The sequence below is a fragment of the Streptococcus ruminantium genome (assembly GCF_003609975.1).
Lineage (GTDB): Bacteria > Bacillota > Bacilli > Lactobacillales > Streptococcaceae > Streptococcus > Streptococcus ruminantium.
Map to the genome: position 1 here is coordinate 1,316,138 of NZ_AP018400.1, position 21,798 is coordinate 1,337,935.

The 21,798-nt window shown below is 38.1% G+C and carries 16 protein-coding genes and 1 CRISPR repeat array; of the genes, 2 read left to right on the plus strand and 14 right to left on the minus strand.

Annotation, left to right across the window (positions count from 1 at the left end; all coding sequences use genetic code 11):
- Window positions 1-33 precede the first annotated feature (33 nt).
- Window positions 34-1,185 (plus strand): cobalamin-independent methionine synthase II family protein, encoded by a 1,152-nt coding sequence (locus SR187_RS06275; protein WP_120171873.1) that lies wholly within the window; start codon window positions 34-36, stop codon window positions 1,183-1,185.
- 306 nt (window positions 1,186-1,491) lie between these two features.
- On the opposite strand, the gene SR187_RS06280 is transcribed toward SR187_RS06275, so the two are convergent.
- The 8 genes from SR187_RS06280 to cas9 all read right to left on the minus strand — a co-directional run bounded on the left by SR187_RS06280 (window position 1,492) and on the right by cas9 (window position 12,883).
- The gene (locus tag SR187_RS06280; protein ID WP_120171874.1) at window positions 1,492-2,724 is read right to left on the minus strand and encodes a cytidylyltransferase domain-containing protein; all 1,233 of its coding nucleotides are present in this window, start codon (window positions 2,722-2,724) and stop codon (window positions 1,492-1,494) included.
- Window positions 2,725-2,733: 9 nt separating this feature from the next.
- Window positions 2,734-3,360 (minus strand): acetyltransferase, encoded by a 627-nt coding sequence (locus tag SR187_RS06285; protein ID WP_120171875.1) that lies wholly within the window; start codon window positions 3,358-3,360, stop codon window positions 2,734-2,736.
- The gene (gene neuC, locus SR187_RS06290) at window positions 3,357-4,511 is read right to left on the minus strand and encodes a UDP-N-acetylglucosamine 2-epimerase (protein WP_120171876.1); all 1,155 of its coding nucleotides are present in this window, start codon (window positions 4,509-4,511) and stop codon (window positions 3,357-3,359) included. The genes SR187_RS06285 and neuC overlap by 4 nt, the downstream gene beginning before the upstream one ends.
- Window positions 4,512-4,523: 12 nt before the next feature.
- The gene (gene neuB, locus SR187_RS06295) at window positions 4,524-5,540 is read right to left on the minus strand and encodes an N-acetylneuraminate synthase (RefSeq protein WP_120171877.1); all 1,017 of its coding nucleotides are present in this window, start codon (window positions 5,538-5,540) and stop codon (window positions 4,524-4,526) included.
- 836 nt (window positions 5,541-6,376) lie between these two features.
- Window positions 6,377-7,006: direct repeats of the CRISPR family, unit length 36 nt; unit sequence GTTTTACTGTTACTTAAATCTTGAGAGTACAAAAAC.
- A gap of 61 nt (window positions 7,007-7,067) precedes the next feature.
- Window positions 7,068-8,114, minus strand: a complete 1,047-nt coding sequence (csn2-St, locus tag SR187_RS06300; protein ID WP_120171878.1) for a CRISPR-associated protein Csn2-St — start codon at window positions 8,112-8,114, stop codon at window positions 7,068-7,070.
- The gene (gene cas2 / locus SR187_RS06305; RefSeq protein WP_024531942.1) at window positions 8,111-8,434 is read right to left on the minus strand and encodes a CRISPR-associated endonuclease Cas2; all 324 of its coding nucleotides are present in this window, start codon (window positions 8,432-8,434) and stop codon (window positions 8,111-8,113) included. The genes csn2-St and cas2 overlap by 4 nt, the downstream gene beginning before the upstream one ends.
- Entirely contained in the window at window positions 8,431-9,345 is a 915-nt protein-coding gene (gene cas1 / locus SR187_RS06310) for a type II CRISPR-associated endonuclease Cas1 (protein WP_120171879.1), read from the minus strand. The genes cas2 and cas1 overlap by 4 nt, the downstream gene beginning before the upstream one ends.
- A 163-nt stretch (window positions 9,346-9,508) precedes the next feature.
- On the minus strand, window positions 9,509-12,883 hold the full coding sequence (cas9, locus tag SR187_RS06315) for a type II CRISPR RNA-guided endonuclease Cas9 (protein WP_120171880.1): 3,375 nt from the start codon (window positions 12,881-12,883) through the stop codon (window positions 9,509-9,511).
- A 159-nt stretch (window positions 12,884-13,042) separates the two neighbouring features.
- Here cas9 and mnmE point away from each other — a divergent pair, with 159 nt between their 5' ends.
- Complete coding sequence (gene mnmE, locus SR187_RS06320; protein ID WP_024531939.1) at window positions 13,043-14,416, plus strand: tRNA uridine-5-carboxymethylaminomethyl(34) synthesis GTPase MnmE; 1,374 nt, start codon at window positions 13,043-13,045, stop codon at window positions 14,414-14,416.
- Between the two features lie 183 nt (window positions 14,417-14,599).
- Here mnmE and SR187_RS06325 read toward each other — a convergent pair whose 3' ends face one another.
- The 6 genes from SR187_RS06325 to glmM all read right to left on the minus strand — a co-directional run bounded on the left by SR187_RS06325 (window position 14,600) and on the right by glmM (window position 21,793).
- Window positions 14,600-15,181: a LemA family protein gene (locus SR187_RS06325; RefSeq protein WP_120171881.1), complete on the minus strand. Its 582-nt coding sequence runs from the start codon at window positions 15,179-15,181 to the stop codon at window positions 14,600-14,602.
- 92 nt (window positions 15,182-15,273) lie between these two features.
- Window positions 15,274-16,053: a TPM domain-containing protein gene (locus SR187_RS06330; protein WP_120171882.1), complete on the minus strand. Its 780-nt coding sequence runs from the start codon at window positions 16,051-16,053 to the stop codon at window positions 15,274-15,276.
- A 297-nt stretch (window positions 16,054-16,350) separates the two neighbouring features.
- On the minus strand, window positions 16,351-17,751 hold the full coding sequence (gene pepV, locus SR187_RS06335; RefSeq protein WP_120171883.1) for a dipeptidase PepV: 1,401 nt from the start codon (window positions 17,749-17,751) through the stop codon (window positions 16,351-16,353).
- 96 nt (window positions 17,752-17,847) lie between these two features.
- Window positions 17,848-18,624, minus strand: coding sequence for a class I SAM-dependent methyltransferase (locus SR187_RS06340; protein WP_120172486.1), 777 nt, complete (start codon window positions 18,622-18,624; stop codon window positions 17,848-17,850).
- A 130-nt stretch (window positions 18,625-18,754) separates the two neighbouring features.
- Window positions 18,755-20,299, minus strand: a complete 1,545-nt coding sequence (locus SR187_RS06345; protein WP_120171884.1) for an ABC-F family ATP-binding cassette domain-containing protein — start codon at window positions 20,297-20,299, stop codon at window positions 18,755-18,757.
- 141 nt (window positions 20,300-20,440) lie between these two features.
- Window positions 20,441-21,793, minus strand: coding sequence for a phosphoglucosamine mutase (glmM, locus tag SR187_RS06350; RefSeq protein WP_024531933.1), 1,353 nt, complete (start codon window positions 21,791-21,793; stop codon window positions 20,441-20,443).
- Window positions 21,794-21,798: the final 5 nt, after the last annotated feature.

Below are 21,798 nucleotides of genomic sequence, written 5' to 3' on the forward strand. Positions count from 1 at the left end.
AGTTTCACTACTAAATTGAAAGAGAGAGAAATAATGACAACTTCAAGATTCCAGCTCGTCGGTTCACTCCTCCGACCATCAAACTTAAAAGAATTTAAACGCAAGATTGAATATCGTGATGATATTCAATATCCATTCTACGATGCTTTTGATGGTTATCAGGAGACAGAAACTGCTGCTATTGAAGCAATTATTGCTGAACAAAAAGCAAACGGCATTGATGTCATAACGGATGGGGAGTTTTCCAAGTCCATGTGGCACCTTGATTTCATCTGGGGATTCCAGGGAATCAAGCGCTATATTGCTGAACATGGCTATCCTTTCAAAGACCACAACGGTCAGATTTTTGAAACTCGCAAAGATATTGGTCTATCTATCACAGGACCCTTATCTGCTAAAAATCACCATTTCATTGACATTTACAAAACTGTTAACAAACTGGCTGGCAACAGCGACACCAAGTTGACTGTCTGGGGTCCGGCTCATGCTTTCACTGAACTTGTCCTCTTCAATGGACAGGTAGGAGCTGATAAAATTTATAAGACACGTGAGGATTTAAAAGAGGGCTTGTTGGCAGCCTATAAGGAATTCTTAGTAGAATACAAAGAAGCCGGCGGAAGCATTATTCAGTTTGACGATTGTCTCTGGGAACTATTTGACCCTGCCAACCCTGTTCCATTTCTGCCACAAGATGATTCCGAAGCCTTAGCTGCATTGGCTGATGAATTTATTTCTATCAACAATACCATCATAGATTATGGACATGAAATCGGTTTAACCGTTTGGACTCACAATTGTCGTGGGAACTATGAAAGCCGAGCTGCGGCTAATGGTACCTACGAAGCCATAGCTGAAAAATTCCTTCGCGACCAAAAATATGACCGCTTTTTCCTTGAGTGGGATGACGAGCGCGCAGGTGACTTAAAAGCCTTAGAGAGCTTACGTGATAAGGATGTTGAAGTCGTACTGGGCTTACTTTCCAGCAAAACTTCCGATCTAGATGATGAAAAACGAGTTTACAAACTATTGGAAGAAGCCAGCAAAATCATTCCTAAGGACCGACTCTACCTCTCACACCAGTGCGGCTTTGCTTCATGTGACTCAGGAAATGAATTAGCTATTCCACAACAATGGAATAAAATCAAACAAGGACAAGACATTGCCGCTACATTCTGGTCCGAATAGCTTTACGCAGGTTATTCACACAAAATTGACTATCTCTCTACAGTAACAAGAACCCTTTAGGCATTAACCTAAAGGGTTTTTACTATTATTCTATTTATTGAGAACTATCAATCCAAGCACCTGCTCTATTCCATCTTAGTAGCATACGACAACCTGCTGTTACCGCCAAGCATACTGGAAAATTAGCTGAGAACATTTTATGGACTTCGTAAAAAGCTGCAATGCAACTCGCATACTGCACAAATTTCCTCCGGCAAAAATAATACTTTCTCTGATATTCCTGTTCAAAAACTAAAAGTAAATAAATTAAATACAGGTAGATAAACCAATCATCCTATTTACCACCTCTTGCCCTGACTCGTTATAATGTATCCCATCACTGGTGTACTCATATTTTAAATGACCTTCTTCTGCCATTGTTTCATTTAAGTCAATACAATAAAGTCCCATTTTTTCAGTCTTGTCTAAAATAAATTCATTGATTTTCTTCACATCTTCATTGTTAACACCATCTCTAAACAAAGAATAAGCAATCGTGGTAACATAGAGAGATTGACAATGGTCATTCAGTATGTTGAACAGACGATCCACATTATGCTCAATCGTTTCTAAATCATATCCAACGATAAAATCATTTATTCCCAATGAAATGATGACTGTGTGGAGTTTTTTTGTGAGAAGCTGATCTATATTATCCAAAAGCGTGTTGAACGTTATCCCCCCTATACTTAGATTATCAAATCCTTCCAATGAAAGATTTAAAAGACGACTATCTCCTAAAATTATATTATCCTGACTCTGTTTATGAACTAACTTTTCAATCTTTTCCGCATAAAAACGGCTGTTTTTCTTTTCTCGCTTTTGATAATCAAAATAAATACGACCAATAACTGCCATAAAATCAAAACGATCATCCACATCCACTGAATCTTCTTTTTTCATCAGATAGGCCTGAGTTTTCTCCGAAAAGTACGTTTCATCTCTTAAATAGGCATTTTTAGAGCTTATATATATAGCTCCATTAGGATAGTAAAGGAGCTTCTCGTCTTGCCTTCTATAGTTTTTCCCCAACCCAACACTATCTTTTATATAAGATCCCTCATCCAAAGTTGTAAATAAGGTTGGAGATTTATCAACCTTAGTAAAACTCACTACATGGTCTGCCTCCCCATTTAGATACAGAGCGAATGCTTCTTGGATATGTCTCCCCGTTCTCAAGGGTGAGGTAACTTGGAGTAGGACAAATACTTGATCCTCTGGAAAGGGCTCTAAAAAATGCTTGTTTACCTGATAGGAGGTGGCAAACTCTGTGGCCAATTCCTTGGGTCTCATGAGAACAGATACTCCTGTTGTTTCGCATATTTTTTTATAGTGCTCAGAATCTGTACTCACAAAAATATTTTCTTTCTTAAAACATCCTGACTCAATTGCGGCATGGATTGTATGGAAAATCATAGGCTTTCCATCTAAAAATAACATATTTTTATTTGGTAATCCTTTTGACCCAGATCGGGCGGGAATGATACAAACTGGTTCCATAGCGCACCTCTATTTTATCTTTTTTGCAGGCACACCAACATAGGTACCCGATTCCAAAATATTTCTAACAACAACACAGCCAGCCCCTATGGTAGTAAAGGGATGGATGCTGATACATTGAATAATGACCGCACCACTACCAACATAGGTTCCTTCTCCTATTTGGCAGAGACCATTAACGGTTGAACCTGGGGCAATGTTGCAATGCGGGCCAATGACTGAATGATGTTCAATTATCGCACCTGTATTGATAATACAGTTATCATATACAACGGACTCTGAGCCAATAAAACTGGAAAAACCCAAAAAGATTCCCCTCCCTTTGATGCTATCTTTTGAAAATACATTGGAATGGGGACTGATAATATTTACAATAGCAGAATAATGGTTCTCTGCGACTAGTTCAAAAACTTCTTTTCTCTTCTCATTATCCCCAATTGTAATAAAGACACAGTCAATCAATCCTTTTTCTAAGAATGATACACTTTCAGAAAGCTTCCCTAAAATAGGATACCGTCTATATTCCTTTATCGGTTTATCATCAAAATATCCAACAAATTCATACATGGTAAGATCTAAAAAGGGTAAAACTCCATCTGAAAAGGTTCCAGCACCGAGAAAGGCAACTTTCTTCATATTATCTCCTCATCACATTTCAAATCATAAAAATCTTTCATGACCACATCGCCAGCGGTTAAAAACTCTTTGATAGCACTATAAGCTAAAAATGACGAATCTGCTTTTTCATAGGGATTTGTAAAATCACTTATTTTTTCAAGCGCATCTAGTCCTGAAACAATATCAGCTGTTCTAGTGCCGACATGGCAAACACTTGGCCCTGATACCCTGCCTAGCTGGCGATTTCCTATATTGAGAGTCGGAACTCGTAACGAAGGAACTTCAATTAAGCCTGAGGAAGAATTTCCTAACAGACCTTTAGAATGCTTTACCAACGAATGGAAGTATTTCGTCGGCAAAGAAGAAAACAAATGACGCGAAACATTCTCCTCCACAAAGGAGTGTAAAACCTGCATAATAGCATCTGACGATGTATCTGAATTGGATCCAATAACAATGCATTGTGTTCCTGTTTTCTTTAGAGCCTCCACAAGGGCTTCTGTTTGGGATACCGCGGTCTGGTTTTCAAGAGTGACAGGATGAAACAGTACCACATAGTAATTTTCTTCCAACTCAATGTTCAATAAGCACGACAATTCTTCTTTGGATAGGAAATCCTGCAATAAAACATTTTCAACTCCCATACTTCCAATATGTTTTACCCGTTGCGGTGATTCTCCAAGCTGTATGACCCTTTTTCTGAACTCCTCGGTAGATGTCAGATGAAGATGACTCATTTTTGTAATAGCATGCCGAATCGACTCATCAAAGTTTCCCAACGTTTTTTCCCCACCGTGAATATGACAAATTGGAACAGTAAATATAAGCGCCACATTTGCGACTGGTAACATTTCATACCGATCACCAAGGATGATCACTAAATCATATTGTTCACTAGAAAAAACATCAATCAGACCATCTGTCAAAGTAGCTAGAGAATGTGCAATCGTTGCCTTAGAAGTATCTGTCAGCTGCAAGTAAATTTTCTTGGTAATGGTAAAACCATCTCGTTCAATATCTGTGAGTGTATAGCCATATTTCTCCTCAAGATGCATGGCCGTCACAACTAAATCCAACTGGATATCCTCATCCTGATCTAGCCTGGTCAACAAACGACGCATAATCCCATATTCAGCGCGCGAACCAGTCACAAAACAAATTTTTTTCATTACTCCCTCACATTATAACTGATTCGCAAAATCACTATGTATGATATTTTGATCCACTTCAAAATCTGCCTCACTCACCTTACCTAAAATATCATACCATTTCATAGGAGATATTCCATCTCCTGGCCGTTTAACGGTAATATTGTCTACAGAAAAAATATCGCCTTTTTTAATATCTTTTTTAGCCACTATAGACTTGCGAGCAACAATTTTATTCTTTTCTTCTACAGGATCTGGAATTTTTTCACTTCTTCCCAAAGCTTGTTCAATGATGCGAACCCCCTTTACCAAATCCGATAAAACTTCCGGAGTAGCACTGGCCCTATGGTCAGGACCTTCCATAGCATTGTCCAAGGTAAAATGTTTTTCTATGATACTAGCTCCTAGTGCCACTGCTGCAATTGGAACTTCCGATCCGATACTATGATCCGAATACCCAATGGATGCATTGGGAAACTCTTTCTTTAAGGTCGTCAGCACATTTAAATGGAGGGAGCGATAGGGAGCTGGATACTCCGTTGTACAGTGTAAAATAGAAATATCAGTTGTTCCATTTTCTCTCAAAATACCTACAGCTCGATGAATCTCCTCTATGGCTGCCATTCCGGTTGACAAGATAACCTTTTTCCCTTGCTTACCAATCTTTTCCAAGTAAGGCAAATTCGTAATCTCTCCCGATGGAATCTTATAAACAGGCATATTGGTTGAAATCAAAAAATCAAGTGATTCTTCATCAAAAGGTGTCGAAAATACATCAACATGCTTGGAGAGACAATAGTCACGCAGCTCCAAATATTCATCGAAACTCAACTCCAATCGGCGAGTCATTTCCAGTTGCGAATCTTTTTCTCCTGTAGTCTCTTTCTGATACTCTGCTTTAGGGGCATATTTTGAGATCAATTTTTCTGCTTTAAAGGTTTGGAATTTTACCGCATCAACTCCACATTGAACCGCGACATCAACCATTTTCTTTGCGAGGTGGACATCACCATTATGGTTGCATCCAATTTCTGCTATGATATAAACCATTCGTGTTTTCCCTTCTTCTCTTCTTGGCTACTCGTAAAGATAGAGTATGAGCAAGTATGCCTATTACTATTGAGATGTAGCAAGAACATTGTAATAATATCACATTTTCCTAAAAAATGTTTCTTGTTCTTTCTTAACAGACGGGTTAGCAGCAAGCTTGTTGAATGCTAGTAAAATCCATTACTTGCTAACTTCTATCATTTTTACAAATACATTATAACACTAAAAAAATTTATAGTGAGCTTAAAAATTATTTTTACTACTATGTTATAATCATACTCCATAGAGATTAGCCCTGCAAATTAAAATATAATTAAGTTTTGTATCAACAAAAGGTCGACAAATTATCTTACATTACAAGATAGAAAGGTTTACTTCTTTTTTTACACTACGAATAAGATCATGATATTCTTTCTATAGTGATAAGCCAAATAGAAGCGATCATCCTATAGGCACTTATTGCATTTTCTGAGAACAACTGGAAAAGACCGCAAAGTATTGAGAAGTTGTTATAGTTTTCCTTATGAGACAAAAGTATTTTATTATCTATATAGTCATGGTAACATTCTATCATTTTCTAAGAATTTTGAAAAACACTCACTACAACGGCATAACAGTTTCATTACTTTATCATAGAAAAAGCAAAACATGATTACTAAAAATTTAAAGTTGTTGTTTCAAAGAAATCGCGACATTAAAAAAGCGATCTTCAACGAAGAAATAAATCGCTTCTTCTTTCATTCAAAAGCCTTTTAAAATTACATTTCAGGGCAAAACAAAAAGTTTGTCTTCATTTTAAGAAGACAAAAACAAGGTCAAGAAATCAATGACCTTAGAGGGGACTGTTACTTAAATCTTGAGAGTACAAAAACTCTCCTTTGTATTTGATTTGATTATAGTATGTTTTACTGTTACTTAAATCTTGAGAGTACAAAAACTCGCTCTGATGCACCACTACTATCCCAGTAGTTTTACTGTTACTTAAATCTTGAGAGTACAAAAACTGTTCTGTTACTGTAAGTGTTTCGTACATAGTTTTACTGTTACTTAAATCTTGAGAGTACAAAAACTATCCCAATAGCACAAAATAATGCAATGTTGTTTTACTGTTACTTAAATCTTGAGAGTACAAAAACAGATCGGCTGAATTATCTATCTCTTGCTAAGTTTTACTGTTACTTAAATCTTGAGAGTACAAAAACTAATGCCGATAGTTTCTGAAAAGCAAAAACGTTTTACTGTTACTTAAATCTTGAGAGTACAAAAACTGGCAAGTTCAATGCTCTGCTTCATTAAGTGTTTTACTGTTACTTAAATCTTGAGAGTACAAAAACGGTGTTTTTGGCCTATTTTGGGGTGTTTTTGTTTTACTGTTACTTAAATCTTGAGAGTACAAAAACAATTTGAGGTGGATAAATGAGAGAAGGAACGTTTTACTGTTACTTAAATCTTGAGAGTACAAAAACCTCAAATGATTTTTATACTCTCTTATTCCAATTATAATCCCTATCAAAATACTTGTCAACTTTAGGTATTAAGATAATTTTCTTCCAAGACAGACAAGGAATATTTCTCAAATTTTGGCTTTGTATCATACTGATAAAGGGTATTTATGATCTTTAACGTCAGTAGATCTCTATATGACAGACTAACCACTTCGCTTATCTCAGAGCAAAACAAATAGGAACTAACTTTTCGCAGAGAAGTCAAAAACTCTTGTTTGTCTAATGGATTATTGGAAGGATAAGAGACCTTATAGCGCTCATATAGAAATTCAAGTGCTGGATAATGCTCAATTTGATCTGCTAAAATATTCACCGTTTCAATCGTGCTTTCATTTAAGTATAGATATCCCTCTTGAGAAGGAAATATCATAACATGAAAATATGGATATTTTCGACAGAGCACTTCTAAGTGTTGAGCGATTCTTGTAAAAGAAGAATAGCCCAAATAATCATCCATATTTTTGAAAACAAGTAATATCGGCTTAGTTTGTTTCTCAAGTAAATAATCCATCATTTGTAGTAGAAACCATAACTTATTTTCATTAGGAACAAACTCAAAAGCAATTGAATCAAACTTCTTCTTAAAGTAGGGTACCAATTGTTTTGTCACTATTTGTTCAGGAGTAACGTCCATATTTCCAACTTCGTAACAAGTATCATCAATGACTAAATCAATATTTGCACTTACTTTTTGAGCAGTTTTTTGTAAATGATGGTTGATCGTTTCTAGTTCTTCCATTATCTCAATACATTGTATTTTAGAAGAAAGGTAAGAAAAACCAATTGTCCCCTTCTTGTAAGACATCTGCTCTACAATATCTCTCACATCTGAAATAGAAATGATTTGAAATGCATTTCGCTTCAAAACAGTCTCATCTAAAAAAATTTCAGGCTCAGCTTGTTGAAAAAGAGTTAAATCTTCCTCTCTATATTTTTTGCCATCAAGATACCAAATGAGTAACTGCCAGATATAATATTTTAATTCTTGATTTTGACCGACAATCTGAGTAAACTGACCAAAATGAATTGGAATCCTACCAAGGGTATGATGAGTAAAAAACAAATTCATATAATCACCAACTTTTTATCACTGACAGTTTCTTCTTGTTTTGTTTTACCACCTACTATCAATACCATCTCTGAAAATTGCTTTTCTGTAACAGCTAATAATCTGACATTTCCAGCAGGCAAATAACTTTGTTGTAATTTCTTATAAAATTTACTTGCAAAACTTCTATTGGGACAAGTCCGATAGTATACGGAAAATTGTAACATTTCAAAGCCGTTCGCAATCAATTCTTTCCGAAACAAACGATATTGTCTCTTCTCTTGAGCAGTTTCCATCGGTAAATCAAAAAAGCATAATAGTCTCATTGCATCGTACCTCATGACTTCTCCATTTCTAAACTTGAAACAATAGGACAGAAAAATTGATTGGTCTCTTTATCTTCGATACAGCGAATAAATCCTTTGACAAATTTGTCCATCGCTACCGTAACGCTACAATTTTCTTTCCCATATCTCACTTTAGCATTTAATAAATTTGTCAACTCCAAACGATGCTCATAAGTCAAAAAATCTGCTTCTTTTAAATGATAATATACCCACACATCAACAATTTGCCTAAAAGGCTCCATTAAATCATCGACTAAATTAAACTGATTGTATTCGTTTTTATGAAAAATACCAATTAAAGCATTTAAGCCATAATCTGCAACGATTCGAGCCAGTTGAGCTCTGAAGATAGCATAACCATAATTCAAACCAGCATTGATTGTATCTGTTTCTTGTTGGGTGAGACGAACAAATTTTTTCCCAAACAATTCATTAAAATAAACTTTGGCTGCATGTCCCTCTCGATTCGTTTTATCTCCAAGCTCAATGTGATCTCTATAATCTGCTAATAATTGAATTGTTCCCAAATCTTTCTCTAACATCGCTAGAACGTCCTGTTGATTCCCTATTTTGAAATAGGTTATAATCTGCCATAACCTATCCTTCTGTTGCTGGGACCAGGCTAATTGAGCCTGTAATTTTTTATAGGCTCTAAAATGTCCATTCTGTGAATGATAAATACCTGTAGGCAAATGTTGGTTATCACAGACTATCAGAGCAATATTATACTTGCTGAGTGTACTCAATAGGCGCAGTGTAACAACTGTATCACCTCCTTCAGCAACAATAATTGAAATATCACTTAATGGAACTGTAAACTCTTCTCCCTGTTTTTTTATAACTAGATTATCTAACTTTAAACGCATTTTTTCACTCTGATGAATATGTACAATTCTCCAAGTCATTTTTACCTCCTATTGCATAACGAAAAGCACCCCATACGAAATGGGGTGCTTGATTTCGGCATGAAGCCTTATCTTTGTAGGCTCAGCAAGATTTAAGTAACAGTGTAAGGCGTCCCTTACACTCTAAGTTTACACTTTTTACTTAAAAAATGCAACCCCTTTTTTACTTATTTTTAAAATTTAACTGAGGTTGATCTCCCTCTTGTTTTATAAAGTATTTAAACCCCAATACATCTGTTCGAATCTTGTAAAGAGATATATCTGATTTGTTAAGTCCCTTTATACATTGACCACTTTTAGCAACTGTTCCTAAAATTGGTAGCAACTGTTCGTCTGCACAAAATTTACTCTTTTCAAATGGTTTTAATTCCATATAGTGTTTATTAGTATCATTTTTTGAAGAAAAACGAAATATTTTGTCAGTACCATTTCTTATATCCTTAATAAATAGCAAATCCTGTTTGTAAAGAGTAAACTTAAACTTAGAACACTTGTCAACTCCTTCTTCTTTTTTTAATGAATCATATTTTTTCTGACTTATACCATATTCTCCTGTACCTTTTTTAAAAGATAAATCAGAATATTTAAGACCTAACAGCTCATATTTTCCACTCTCAAGATTAAAGTAAACATCCGTTCTCCAAGGTTTTAGTGACTGCAATACAACCGCATTGCGACTATTTTCAGGAGTGATATTGATATGATTTCCAAGTTTATTATCATAATACTTCAAAGATTTTATTGCTGGTCCATTTCCTTTTCGACTGTATTTCTTGATATAGCCATTTTCCTTGTAATACCGCTCAAATGGATTTCCTACTTCCTTACCCTTATCATCAAATTCTCGATAATCACGTAAAATAATCTCAATAACTTTTTCCCAAGTGTCAGGATCTTTTTGATACATTAGGAAGGATGTTTTATCTTTATGATAGCGTCTTGAAAAAGCCTCATATCCAGCCTGCGTATAAATATCCTTGATTTTTCCAAGAACGTAGGTCTCCTCTACTTTATCTTTTCCAAGCTGAGCTTTACGGGTTGCATAGATTGTCGCATCAGAAAGTTTACGATTCACTTTTGAATCTATTTGATAAGAGAACAAAATCTCATCTTCAAAACCTGGACTAGAAATTGTACGTACAAACCCTTGATAAGGTGGTTGATAAACAAGTTCTTTGTATTGTTCATCCGTCAACTCTAATATTTCACCGGTTTCTAAATCAATTTGTTGTCCCTTTTGGTAATCTATAAGAAGAGGATTTTCCTGTTTCTTCCAAAGCTTTAACTGACTAGACGCTGCAATAATCAATGCATCTATAGCATGATGATGATAGGTTTCTCGCGTCTTTTCAATTCCCCATTTTCGGCGCAATTGCGAAGTGAATTGCCCTCGAACAACTGAAACCTTAGTTGATTTTCCTGAAGTTTTATAATAGTCTTGCAAAGCATTTAATATGACTCTGGAAGCGTAGCGAGTATCTACTAAATTACGTTGAATAAACTTGCTCTTTACTTCAAAAACATCAATATCTTCCTCAAATATCAGGTATTCACGTTTCTTCTTCCCAAGCCCTCTACACTTATTGACATAATCCTTGAACTCACGATAGGACCATGCTGCTGTCGTACTTTGAAGATAGCGATAAGGCGTCCGTTGCCCTTTTTCTTGATTGGCTGTTGCAAGAACTAAAACCTTATTTGATAAACTATCATCAAAAGTGAGAGAAAGCGGCAGAATGTGATCAATTTCATACTGATTCTGGTTGTGTATCAAATCATGTATTGAAATTGGTTGTCCCGTATAAATACATCTTTCTCCCTGCTGATACCACAATCGAATTTTTGTTGCAAGCTGCTTGTGTCCATGATAGAGATGATCTGGCAATTCTTTACCGTTACAGTAAAGCTCTGCAGCTCTTTTTATGGAATCTACTTTCTCTTTTGCATTTGCTTTTTGCCCATCTGCAATGCGTTTCTTTTCCTCATCTTCATTGCGATCACGAGGCATTTCTATCACAATTTGATCAAATTCACCCCACTTTTTCGTAGCTGCATTGATAATCTTAATCGTCTGACGAATAGACTTGGCGACAACCGGGTTATAAATTTCTTCCACCACTTCATCAACCTTGATAGTGTTGGTATTTCCTTTTTCTTCATCATTCTTCTGAAACTTGCCTAGTCGAGTCAGAATTGTCATCTGCTCCTCAGATGTAGCATACAACTCTGGAATGAGTTCCAGCATCATTTTTTGAGAAAGACTGTGCCAACCTCTTGCAAATAATTGACTTTTTGCTTTTCGGAAACTTGCCAACTCCTTAACTTGTTCATGATTGAATAAGTCTGGTAGTTGTCTATCTAACGCTTCTTGAATTCCTTCAAAATCTGTATTAAGAGTCAATATATCTGCCAGTACATCTAATTGCTCACGTGATAAGTCTTCAATATCTACCAGTGGTACAAGTCCCTTCATTGCTCGAAAAACTTCAAATGTATGCATATCTGGCTTATCTTTATTATCTAAACGATAGCCTTTTATGTCATCAACCTCACAGCCAACGAGCTTTGCTACCTGTTGCAATACTTTCTTTGCACCTAATGTAGTAGTATGTTTTGCATACTCAACTAAACATTCCTTCTGATCCTGACTTAATTTTTTAGTCTCAGTGGGAACGGTTAAATTATTTAAATCATTTAAAAAATTGAATTCCTGTGCCGTATAAGAAGCCTTTGAGGAACGGTATTGGTCTTCATAAAAGGTACATTTTCCAATCAAAATACCAAATAAATTTTCCAAAGTTGTTCCATCTGTTCGATAAACACCATAATCTGTCCTAGATTTTTCATTTCCTGGTCCAATATAATATTTTCTCTTTCCAGTAAGTAAATGAAGCATGTTATCACAGAAATCGTCTGAAATAAAAGTGTGGTATGCCTTCTGACATTCTAAAATTTGTTTGACTTCTTTTGCATAATCAGAAGTAGAAAATACATTGATAATTTGTTGCGGCTGCCCTTCATCATCTATTATTGTGAAGTTTCCACGTAGCTGACCGTATTTCTCCAAACGGTCCAACTGAATCTCCCCTGGCGTCTTATTATCTAGCAACTTTCTATTTCTCTCAATAGCTTTTGCGTAGTCTGTTTGCCCAGCTTCACTATCTGCTTCTGCATCATCTAGGTAGGAAATTCCTCTACGTTTCATGATATTTTTTAGTGCGACATACAATTCATCAACTGTCAATTTTGGGGAAAGTCCCTTTACACGGAGAATATAAGGATTTTCGGACGATAATTCTCCCTTCAACTCCACTTGGTAAGTCGCAAATAAATCTTCCAATCTTTTTATTCTATGTTTCTTCCTCCTCACTAGGCGACGGCTTTTACGAAAATCTCTCCGCTCTGCATTATTAGCTGCATTTGCTGAAGGAAAAATCCGAGAGCTAGCATGAACAACTTCTCCAGTCTGTGCCTCAATGATTCCAACCCCAACAGAAGCTATACCAATATCTAATCCTAAAATTTTACCGTTTGACATATAGCACCTACCTTCTTTTTGTATATCTCATAATTATTTTACAACTTTTATAGAGTATTTTCGATATCTATATTAGGTTTTTTATCTCTCAGAGGTGATTTTTTTTGCCTTCCATGTTAAACTATAAATGCTATATCAACTAGAAAGAACCAACCTATGATGATTACCAAAGAATTTGATACTATCGCTGCTATTTCTACCCCACTAGGTGAGGGAGCCATCGGTATTGTTCGCCTGTCTGGAACAGATGCTTTTACGATTGCAAGCAAGGTTTTTAAAGGTAAGGATCTGGCGACAGTTCCTAGCCACACGTTAAACTATGGGCATATTATTGATCCAGCCAATGGTCAGGTACTAGACGAAGTTATGCTTGGAGTCATGCGTTCGCCACGTACCTTTACACGTGAAGATGTCATTGAAATCAATACCCATGGTGGAATTGCTATAACAAACGAAATCCTTCAACTCCTCATTCGACAAGGAGCTAGAATGGCTGAACCGGGTGAATTTACCAAGAGAGCCTTCCTAAATGGTCGAGTTGATTTAACACAAGCAGAAGCTGTCATGGACGTGATTCGAGCCAAAACTGACAAGGCTATGTACAATGCAGTTCGCCAGTTGGATGGCTCGCTCTCTCAACTTATCAACGATACTCGTCAAGAAATTCTAAATACCTTGGCTCAAGTCGAGGTGAATATTGACTATCCTGAGTATGATGATGTTGAAGAAGCAACTACAGAGCTAATCCGTGAAAAGACTCTCCAATTCCAGATGCTGTTGGAGCAACTTCTCAGTACTGCCCGTCGGGGAAAAATTTTACGCGAAGGAATTGCTACTGCTATTATTGGCCGACCCAATGTTGGTAAATCTAGTCTACTCAACAATCTCCTGCGCGAAGAAAAAGCCATCGTAACCAATATCGAAGGAACAACGCGTGACATCATCGAGGAATATGTGAATATCAACGGTGTTCCCCTCAAGCTAATTGACACAGCAGGTATCCGTGAAACAGATGACATTGTTGAACGAATTGGAGTCGAACGTTCCAAAAAAGCCCTTGAAGAAGCCGACCTCATCCTCCTTGTTCTTAATGCAGCCGAGCCGCTCACCGAGCAAGATAGAAAGCTGTTAGCCATCTCTAACCTAGCTAATCGCATCATTCTGCTCAACAAGACAGATCTAGAGGAAAAAATCGAAGCAGATCAATTACCAAATGATGTCATTCGCATCTCGGTTTTAAAGAATCAGAATATCACTCAAATCGAAGAAAAAATCAACCAGCTCTTCTTTGAAAATGCAGGTTTGGTGGAACAAGATGCCACTTATCTATCTAATTCTCGCCACATTTCCCTCATAGAACAGGCTGTTCAAAGCCTACAAGCTGTCAACGATGGATTAGAGATGGGAATGCCTGTTGACCTACTGCAAGTTGATTTAACCCGTTGTTGGCAAATTTTAGGAGAAATTACAGGTGATGCTGCTCCGGATGAACTCATCACCCAACTCTTTAGTCAATTCTGCCTCGGAAAATAAAAAGTATCACATCACTTTTAATTGATCAATAGCCAATTAAAGCCATTAGATATTTAAAAAAACAGAGACCGTTAGAAATCATCGAGTAGATCCATTTTCAATAACCAACCTCCCCCATCCATGAAAAAATAAGCAAGCCATCAACTTGCTTATTTTTCTTTTCATCAGCTATCTTAGTTTCCTTTATTCCTTATCCCCTAAATCAACACTTGGTACTGTAGTTGTAGCATCATTGCTTGCTTGAAATAGTTCAACTTTTTTATAACCAAATATATTGGCATAGATCGAAGTTGGAAAACGTCTGATTTTTTTATTATACGTTGTTGCTACTGCATTATAATCCTTACGAGCTACCAAGAGTCGATTTTCTGTCCCTTCAAGCTCAGTAATTAAATTAGATACCTGCTGATTGGCAGTTAGTTGCGGATAGTTTTCCGCCACCACCAAAAGTCTTGATACAGCGGAATCCAACTGACCTTGAGCCTGATTGTATTCTGCTGATCCCTGTTTACTGGAACCAATTTTGGCCCGAGCATCTGCAATGGCTATAAAAATCTTTTCTTCATGTTTCATGGCTCCTTTAACAGCAGAAACCACATTGGGAATCAAATCATACCGCCGTTGCAATTGGGTATTCACATTTGCTTGGGCATTTTCTACCTCTGCATAACTATCTACCAGACCATTGTACTGTCCGATCGCTCCCATTCCCAAAAATAGCAAAGCTAAAACTGGAATAAGGATAATCAACCATTTTTTATTCATTTCAAACCCTCTCATTATCATTCATACATCCGTCAGCTATTGACTTGATTTTGCTAATATGTTTCATACCAAGTGGTGTGTACCAAATAGAACTACCAGCCTGAGGAAGCGCCGCCACCGCCACCACCCCCTCCAGACCAGCCTCCTCCGAAGTCAGAGGATGATGAGCTAGAAGAGTGATTATTTCTATAATGCTGATGGTCATTTACTAACATCCAAAGGAGACTTCCAGTTCCACCACCACCACGGCCAGATTTATCTATGACAAACAAAATGATGGCCACGAAAATGACAACTAGAAAGATGCTAAAGCCATCGCCCTCCGAGCTATTGTGTTTCTCCAAAGCTGCTAGTTGATTTTTAGCGTCACTCGTTCCATAAAATCGATCACCGATGGACTGAACAATATAGGACACCCCACCGTTATAATCTTTCTGACGAAAAAATTCCCTAGCATTGTCCAGAATCTTCTTTGCCACAATATCTGGCAAAACTATAGCGGCATTGTCTGATGTCTCTATACGAAATGCCCTATCAGCTATAGCAATAACCAGCAAAATGCCATTGTTTGTCCCAGAAAATCCAATCTGCCAACGTCGAAAGGTTTCATTAGCTAAACTTTCAATATCACTTGACAGCTGCTCTTTCATATAGACACCAACCTGCAAGCGTTGTTCGGTTGCCGCCCAACTTCGATTGAGTTGATCAATCGTTGCGATGGTTTCTGTAGACAGTAGTTTTGTCTCATCAACTACTGTAGTATCAATCGGTTTTTCAGGAATCAGATCGGCACTGACCAACTTGGGAGCAAAAGAAAAGCTTATAATCAAGATTATTAAATAACCGATAATATTATTTTTCCATTTTCTCATCAGAACACCTCCTTCGATGAACAAAGATAAGAAAAAATCTATTAACAATATACATACAATTATATCATATTATTTGTTTTTTAACAACATCTTTACAATTTTTTAAAAGCAATCTACTCTAGCCCTACCTGCCAGCGATGTAGCAATGGCTAAGTAACAAAGACAGTCTTTTTAATCCAGTTAATCAAAATAATCTAAAACAATGTAAAACGTTTGATAAAAAGCCAAAAACCTTTCCTATCAATTCTATAACAATACACAGTTTTCAAAAAAGACGGGCGAACCCGTCTATGTCGTTTACTTGATTAACTCATAAATAGCTTCTGCATAAATAGCAGCCGCACGATAGAGTTGCTCTACTTCGATAAACTCATTGGCTTGATGCATCGTGTTCACATCACCAGGGAACATAGCACCGTAGGCAACACCACGTTTGAGCAAGCGTCCAAATGTTCCACCACCGATAACTTGTTCGTAACCTTTTAGTCCTGTATGTTTTTCATAGACAGATAGGAGGGTCGCAACCATTGGATCATCAATCGGGCAATAGTGTGGTGTATGTCCCTGCTCAGAAAGGCTAACAGCCTCTACCCCTAGTTTTTCCAAACCAGCCTTAATGGTTTCAGGATTGGTATTTTTAGGATAACGGAAATTGAGGGCAATGGTATTGTCAGATGAAGCCTCATCAAACTTGAAAACACCCGCATTCATGGAAAGAGCACCCATTTGCTCATCGGAAATAGCTACACCAAGTTTCTTTGCTTCATGATCTTCTAGAAGAGTATCACCTGCCAATTCCAGATAAGCTTTCGCAGCTCCATCAAAGGCAAACTGTCCGAGGAACTTAGCCAAATAAGTTGCTCCGTTGACACCTTCTTCTGGGGTTGAACCGTGGGCTGATTTTCCGATGACAGTTACTTGCACCCTGCCGTTATCAAGAGCTTCTGCGTCAGCTTTTAGACCGTATTCTTCTACAAAAGCTGCAAGTTTACTATCTAAATCGGTCAAGTCTCCAGAAATAATAGCTGTTGCAGACTCAGGCACCATATTCTCACGTAAACCGCCTGCAAAGCTATGCAATCTAGCAGCTCCGCTATTTTCTCCAGTAAAATGCAGATAAGCTGTGATGTTCCCTTTCTCACCATTGATAATCGGAAACTCAGCATCAGGTGAGAATCCAAAGTCTGGCAAAGGCAGTCCCACATGCTCAAAGTAATAATCCATGTCCGCCCAACCTGACTCTTCATCAGTACCCACAATAAAACGAACTTTCTTAGAAGTTGGCAAACCTAATTCTTTGATGATTTTCAAACCATAATAGCAAGCCATGGTCGGCCCCTTATCATCAGAAGAACCGCGGGCAAAGAGTTTTCCATCAATAATTTGAGGTTCGTAAGGGTCTGTATCCCAACCACTACCAGCAGGTACCACATCTAAGTGTCCAAAGATTCCGAGAACTTCATCTCCTTCACCAAATTCAAAATGCCCTGCATAATTGTCTACATTCGTTGTTGGATAACCATCACGGTCTGCAATTTCAAGGAATTTATTCAAGGCATGAACTGGGCCAGGACCAAATGGATGTTTTGCATCTGCTTGACTATCGTCACGCTCAGAATTGATGCGCAAAAGATCAAACAAGTCTGCCATAAACTCGTCTTTTCGTTTGTCTACTTCTGTTCTAAAATTCACTGTCATGATTTCTCCTTTTAGTATTAAAGTAAGTCCATTCTATCATAATTGAAAGAGATTTCATAGAAAAAGCAAAGATGAGGTTGCTAAGCACCTCAACCTCTATCTTTTTATGGATAAATTGGCAAGATAGTCTGTGCCAAATTGTGTCAAGCGATTACGACTATCTTTGGATTCATAGAAATCAATCATAGCAAAACCTGCCTTGAGTTGACCACCTATTTGCTCCTCCAGTGTGTGACTAAATTCATAGCCATATTTGGGATTAATCGCCAGTTCGCCTGCCGCCTCCAATCTTCGTGAGTTGAAAGGTAAGCTATATTTAGGCTCTAAAGGTTTGTCTAGGTCATCCCATACATCATCACCATCAAACACATAGATCCATGGATTCATATAACCGACCATCAGCAAACCACCTTTTTTCAAGACTCTATAGGACTCCTGCCACATATTTGTTAAATCTTCAATGTAGACGTTAGACACTGGGCAGAAAATAATATCAAAACTCTCATCTTCAAAAGGAAAGGGATTCGTCATATCTGCTTGGACCGCTTGTAAATCTATATTTTCTCGCTCTGCAACTAGCCTATCTTTGGCTAACTGCTCTTGTGAAAAGTCCATAATCGTTGTGTTATAGCCATGCGCAGCAAAAATAGGTCCCTGTTGTCCACCACCACAGGCCAACCCCAATAGCTTTTTACCTCGGGCTTTTTCAAACCATTCTAGCGGTACCATTTTCCCAACTGTTAAAGAAACTTCTAAGAAACTGTTTTTTACTCTTAGGAACTCTTCATGACTAATAGGTACTGTGTAGCTGTTTCCTTGCTTACTAGAAATCCGATCCCAACGGTCTTGGTTGTAACTTACGTAATCACTCATCTTATGTTCTTCTAACGAAGTTTGAGCAAATACAACCTCATCTTTTTTATTATTCATTTATTTTACATTCCTTACTATGCTTATTATAGCATTCGCTAGCAAAAAAGCCACCTTCCCGTGACTTTCTCTGCTAGGTTAATACATTAAAATCCCAAATATCGTCCACCCAATCTTGATAAAAGTCAGGTTCATGACAAACCATGAGGATAGATCCTTTGTAATCCTGAAGAGCCCGTTTGAGTTCGTCCTTGGCATCCACATCTAGGTGGTTGGTCGGCTCATCAAGGACTAGGACATTGTTTTCTCGGTTCATCAACAGGCAAAAGCGAACCTTAGCCTGCTCACCACCTGAAAGAACTTGAATTTGACTTTCGATATGCTTAGAGGTCAGACCGCAACGGGCGAGAGCCGCACGAACTTCTGCCTGATTGAGAGCTGGGAAGGCATCCCAGACAGCTTCCAACGGTGTCTGTCGGTTTCCTCCTGCTACTTCTTGTTCAAAATAGCCAAGTTCAAGGTACTCACCGCGCTCAACTGAACCACCTAGTGGTGAGATAATTCCCAGTAAACTCTTGAGAAGAGTGGATTTCCCGATACCATTGGCACCAATAATAGCAATCTTCTGATTGCGTTCAAAGGTCAAATTGAGCGGCTTGCTATTTAGGACACGATCATAGCCGATTGCCAAATCTGTCGTCTGGAAAATAAAGCGACTTGGTGTACGAGCCATCTTGAAATCAAAGTTTGGTTTCGGTTTTTCAGCTTGAAGCTCGATGATCTCCATCTTGTCCAATTTCTTCTGACGAGACATGGCCATATTCCGAGTTGCAACACGAGCCTTGTTTCGATTTACAAAGTCTTGTAAGTCTGCAATTTCTTTTTGTTGACGTTCATAGGCAGCTTCCAACTGAGCTCGTTTCATCGCATGAACTTCTTGAAATTGGTAGTAATCCCCTGTATAACGAGTCAGGAGTTGATTTTCAACATGGTAGACAATGTTAATCACATCATTCAAGAATGGAATATCATGTGAAATCAAGACAAAGGCATTTTCATAGTTTTGCAAGTAACGCTTGAGCCAGTCGATGTGCTCTGCATCCAGATAGTTAGTCGGCTCATCAAGCAGCAAGATGTCCGGTTTTTCCAAAAGCAACTTCGCTAGAAGAACCTTGGTTCGTTGTCCACCAGACAACTCAGTCACATCTGTATCCATACCATAATCCATCACACCAAGAGCACGCGCCACCTCATCAATTTTAGCATCCAAAATATAAAAGTCACGACTTTCCAAACGGTCTTGCAATTCACCTACCTCTTCCATGAGGTCATCTATATCTGCTCCTTCTTCTGCCATGGATAGATAAATATCATTGATACGGGCTTCTGTCTTAAATAGTTCATCAAAGGCAGTTCGCAAAACATCACGGACCGTTTGTCCTTTCTCCAATTTAGCGTGTTGATCCAAGTAACCCGCTGTCACGTAGCGAGACCATTCCACCTTACCTTCATCTGGTTGCAGCTGTCCTGTCACGATGGACATAAAGGTTGATTTCCCTTCTCCATTGGCACCGACAAGTCCAATATGCTCTCCCTTTAACAGACGGAAGGATACATTTTCAAAAATTGCTCGATCACCAAAACCGTGACTCAAATTCTTCACTTCTAAAATACTCATTTTATCTCCTCTAAAACACCAAAGAACTGGAGTCTAAGACTCCAGTTTAATTCTATGTTACTCAATGAAAAGCAGTAACGAGCCAATACATTCGTATATCAAAACAAGTTGACAGATTCAGCTATCAATTCTTGACAAACATTAGTCCAAGCCAATTTCTGCACGCACCACATCTGCAATTGTATTAACATAGTAATCAACCTCGGCATCCGTTGGTGCTTCTGCCATGACTCGCAAGAGTGGCTCAGTACCACTCGGACGGACTAAAATGCGTCCATTTCCTGCCATTTCAGCTTCCATTTTCTCAATAATAGCTGCAATAGCAGGCACTTCCATCGACTTATCCTTCATGCTATTTTCCACACGGATATTGACTAATTTTTGTGGATAGATAGTTACTTCTGCTGCTAATTCTGACAATGTTTTGCCTGTTTCTTGCATAATTTTTGTTAATTGCACAGCGGTTAGCTGTCCGTCACCTGTGGTGTTGTAATCCATAAGGATGACATGTCCCGACTGCTCACCACCAACATTGTAACCTTCCTTACGCATTTCTTCTACCACATAACGGTCGCCAACTGCGGTCACAGCTTTTTCAATCCCTTCACGATCTAAAGCCTTATGGAAACCAAGATTGGACATGACCGTTGTCACAATCGTATTTTTAGCCAAAAGCCCTCTATCAGCAAGGTACTTGCCAATGATATACATGATGCGATCGCCATCTACTAGATCTCCATTCTCATCAACTGCAATCAAACGGTCACTATCTCCGTCAAAGGCAAGACCGATTCGACTTCCCGTTTCCCTGACTAATTTTTGAAGCTGCTCCGGATGTGTTGAACCGACACCTTCGTTAATGTTGAGTCCATCTGGATTTTCAGCCATGACAGTTAAATCTGCGCCCAAGTCTGCAAAAACCTGACGAGCAGAGGTTGAGGCAGCACCATTTGCCGTATCAAGTGCAACCTTCATTCCTTCCAATTCTATACCCGCTGATACAAGGAATTGTTGATACTTGCGCAAACCTTCTGGGTATTCTACTACATCCCCTAACCCTTGAGCAGATGGGCGTGGAAGAGTATCTTCTTCTGCATCAAGAAGCCCTTCAATCTCCGCTTCCAAAGCATCATCCAATTTGAAACCATCACTGGCAAAAAACTTAATGCCATTATCCTGAGCTGGATTGTGGCTGGCAGAAATCATAACTCCTGCACTGGCTTTCTCTGTTTTTACCAAGTGGGCAACACCTGGTGTTGCCAAAACACCCAACCTATAAACATGAATTCCTACTGATAGGAGACCGGCAATCAAAGCAGCTTCCAACATCTGCCCTGAAATCCGTGTATCACGCGCTACAAAAACGCGAGGGACTTCCGTCTCATGCTGGCTAAGTACATAACCACCGAAACGTCCTAATTTAAACGCCAATTCCGGCGTTAATTCAATGTTCGCTTCTCCTCGAACACCATCTGTACCAAAATATTTACCCATCTTAT

What these genes read in the sequence shown, in the direction of transcription:
- SR187_RS06275 (WP_120171873.1), top strand. Translation starts at nt 34, where the DNA reads ATGACAACTTCAAGATTCCAGCTCGTCGGTTCACTCCTCCGACCATCA.
- SR187_RS06345 (WP_120171884.1), bottom strand. Translation starts at nt 20,299, where the DNA reads ATGAGTATTTTAGAAGTGAAGAATTTGAGTCACGGTTTTGGTGATCGA.
- mnmE (WP_024531939.1), top strand. Translation starts at nt 13,043, where the DNA reads ATGATTACCAAAGAATTTGATACTATCGCTGCTATTTCTACCCCACTA.
- SR187_RS06340 (WP_120172486.1), bottom strand. Translation starts at nt 18,624, where the DNA reads ATGAGTGATTACGTAAGTTACAACCAAGACCGTTGGGATCGGATTTCT.
- glmM (WP_024531933.1), bottom strand. Translation starts at nt 21,793, where the DNA reads ATGGGTAAATATTTTGGTACAGATGGTGTTCGAGGAGAAGCGAACATT.
- SR187_RS06285 (WP_120171875.1), bottom strand. Translation starts at nt 3,360, where the DNA reads ATGAAGAAAGTTGCCTTTCTCGGTGCTGGAACCTTTTCAGATGGAGTT.
- csn2-St (WP_120171878.1), bottom strand. Translation starts at nt 8,114, where the DNA reads ATGAATTTGTTTTTTACTCATCATACCCTTGGTAGGATTCCAATTCAT.
- cas9 (WP_120171880.1), bottom strand. Translation starts at nt 12,883, where the DNA reads ATGTCAAACGGTAAAATTTTAGGATTAGATATTGGTATAGCTTCTGTT.
- pepV (WP_120171883.1), bottom strand. Translation starts at nt 17,751, where the DNA reads ATGACAGTGAATTTTAGAACAGAAGTAGACAAACGAAAAGACGAGTTT.
- cas2 (WP_024531942.1), bottom strand. Translation starts at nt 8,434, where the DNA reads ATGAGGTACGATGCAATGAGACTATTATGCTTTTTTGATTTACCGATG.
- cas1 (WP_120171879.1), bottom strand. Translation starts at nt 9,345, where the DNA reads ATGACTTGGAGAATTGTACATATTCATCAGAGTGAAAAAATGCGTTTA.
- neuB (WP_120171877.1), bottom strand. Translation starts at nt 5,540, where the DNA reads ATGGTTTATATCATAGCAGAAATTGGATGCAACCATAATGGTGATGTC.
- SR187_RS06280 (WP_120171874.1), bottom strand. Translation starts at nt 2,724, where the DNA reads ATGGAACCAGTTTGTATCATTCCCGCCCGATCTGGGTCAAAAGGATTA.
- neuC (WP_120171876.1), bottom strand. Translation starts at nt 4,511, where the DNA reads ATGAAAAAAATTTGTTTTGTGACTGGTTCGCGCGCTGAATATGGGATT.
- SR187_RS06330 (WP_120171882.1), bottom strand. Translation starts at nt 16,053, where the DNA reads ATGAGAAAATGGAAAAATAATATTATCGGTTATTTAATAATCTTGATT.
- SR187_RS06325 (WP_120171881.1), bottom strand. Translation starts at nt 15,181, where the DNA reads ATGAATAAAAAATGGTTGATTATCCTTATTCCAGTTTTAGCTTTGCTA.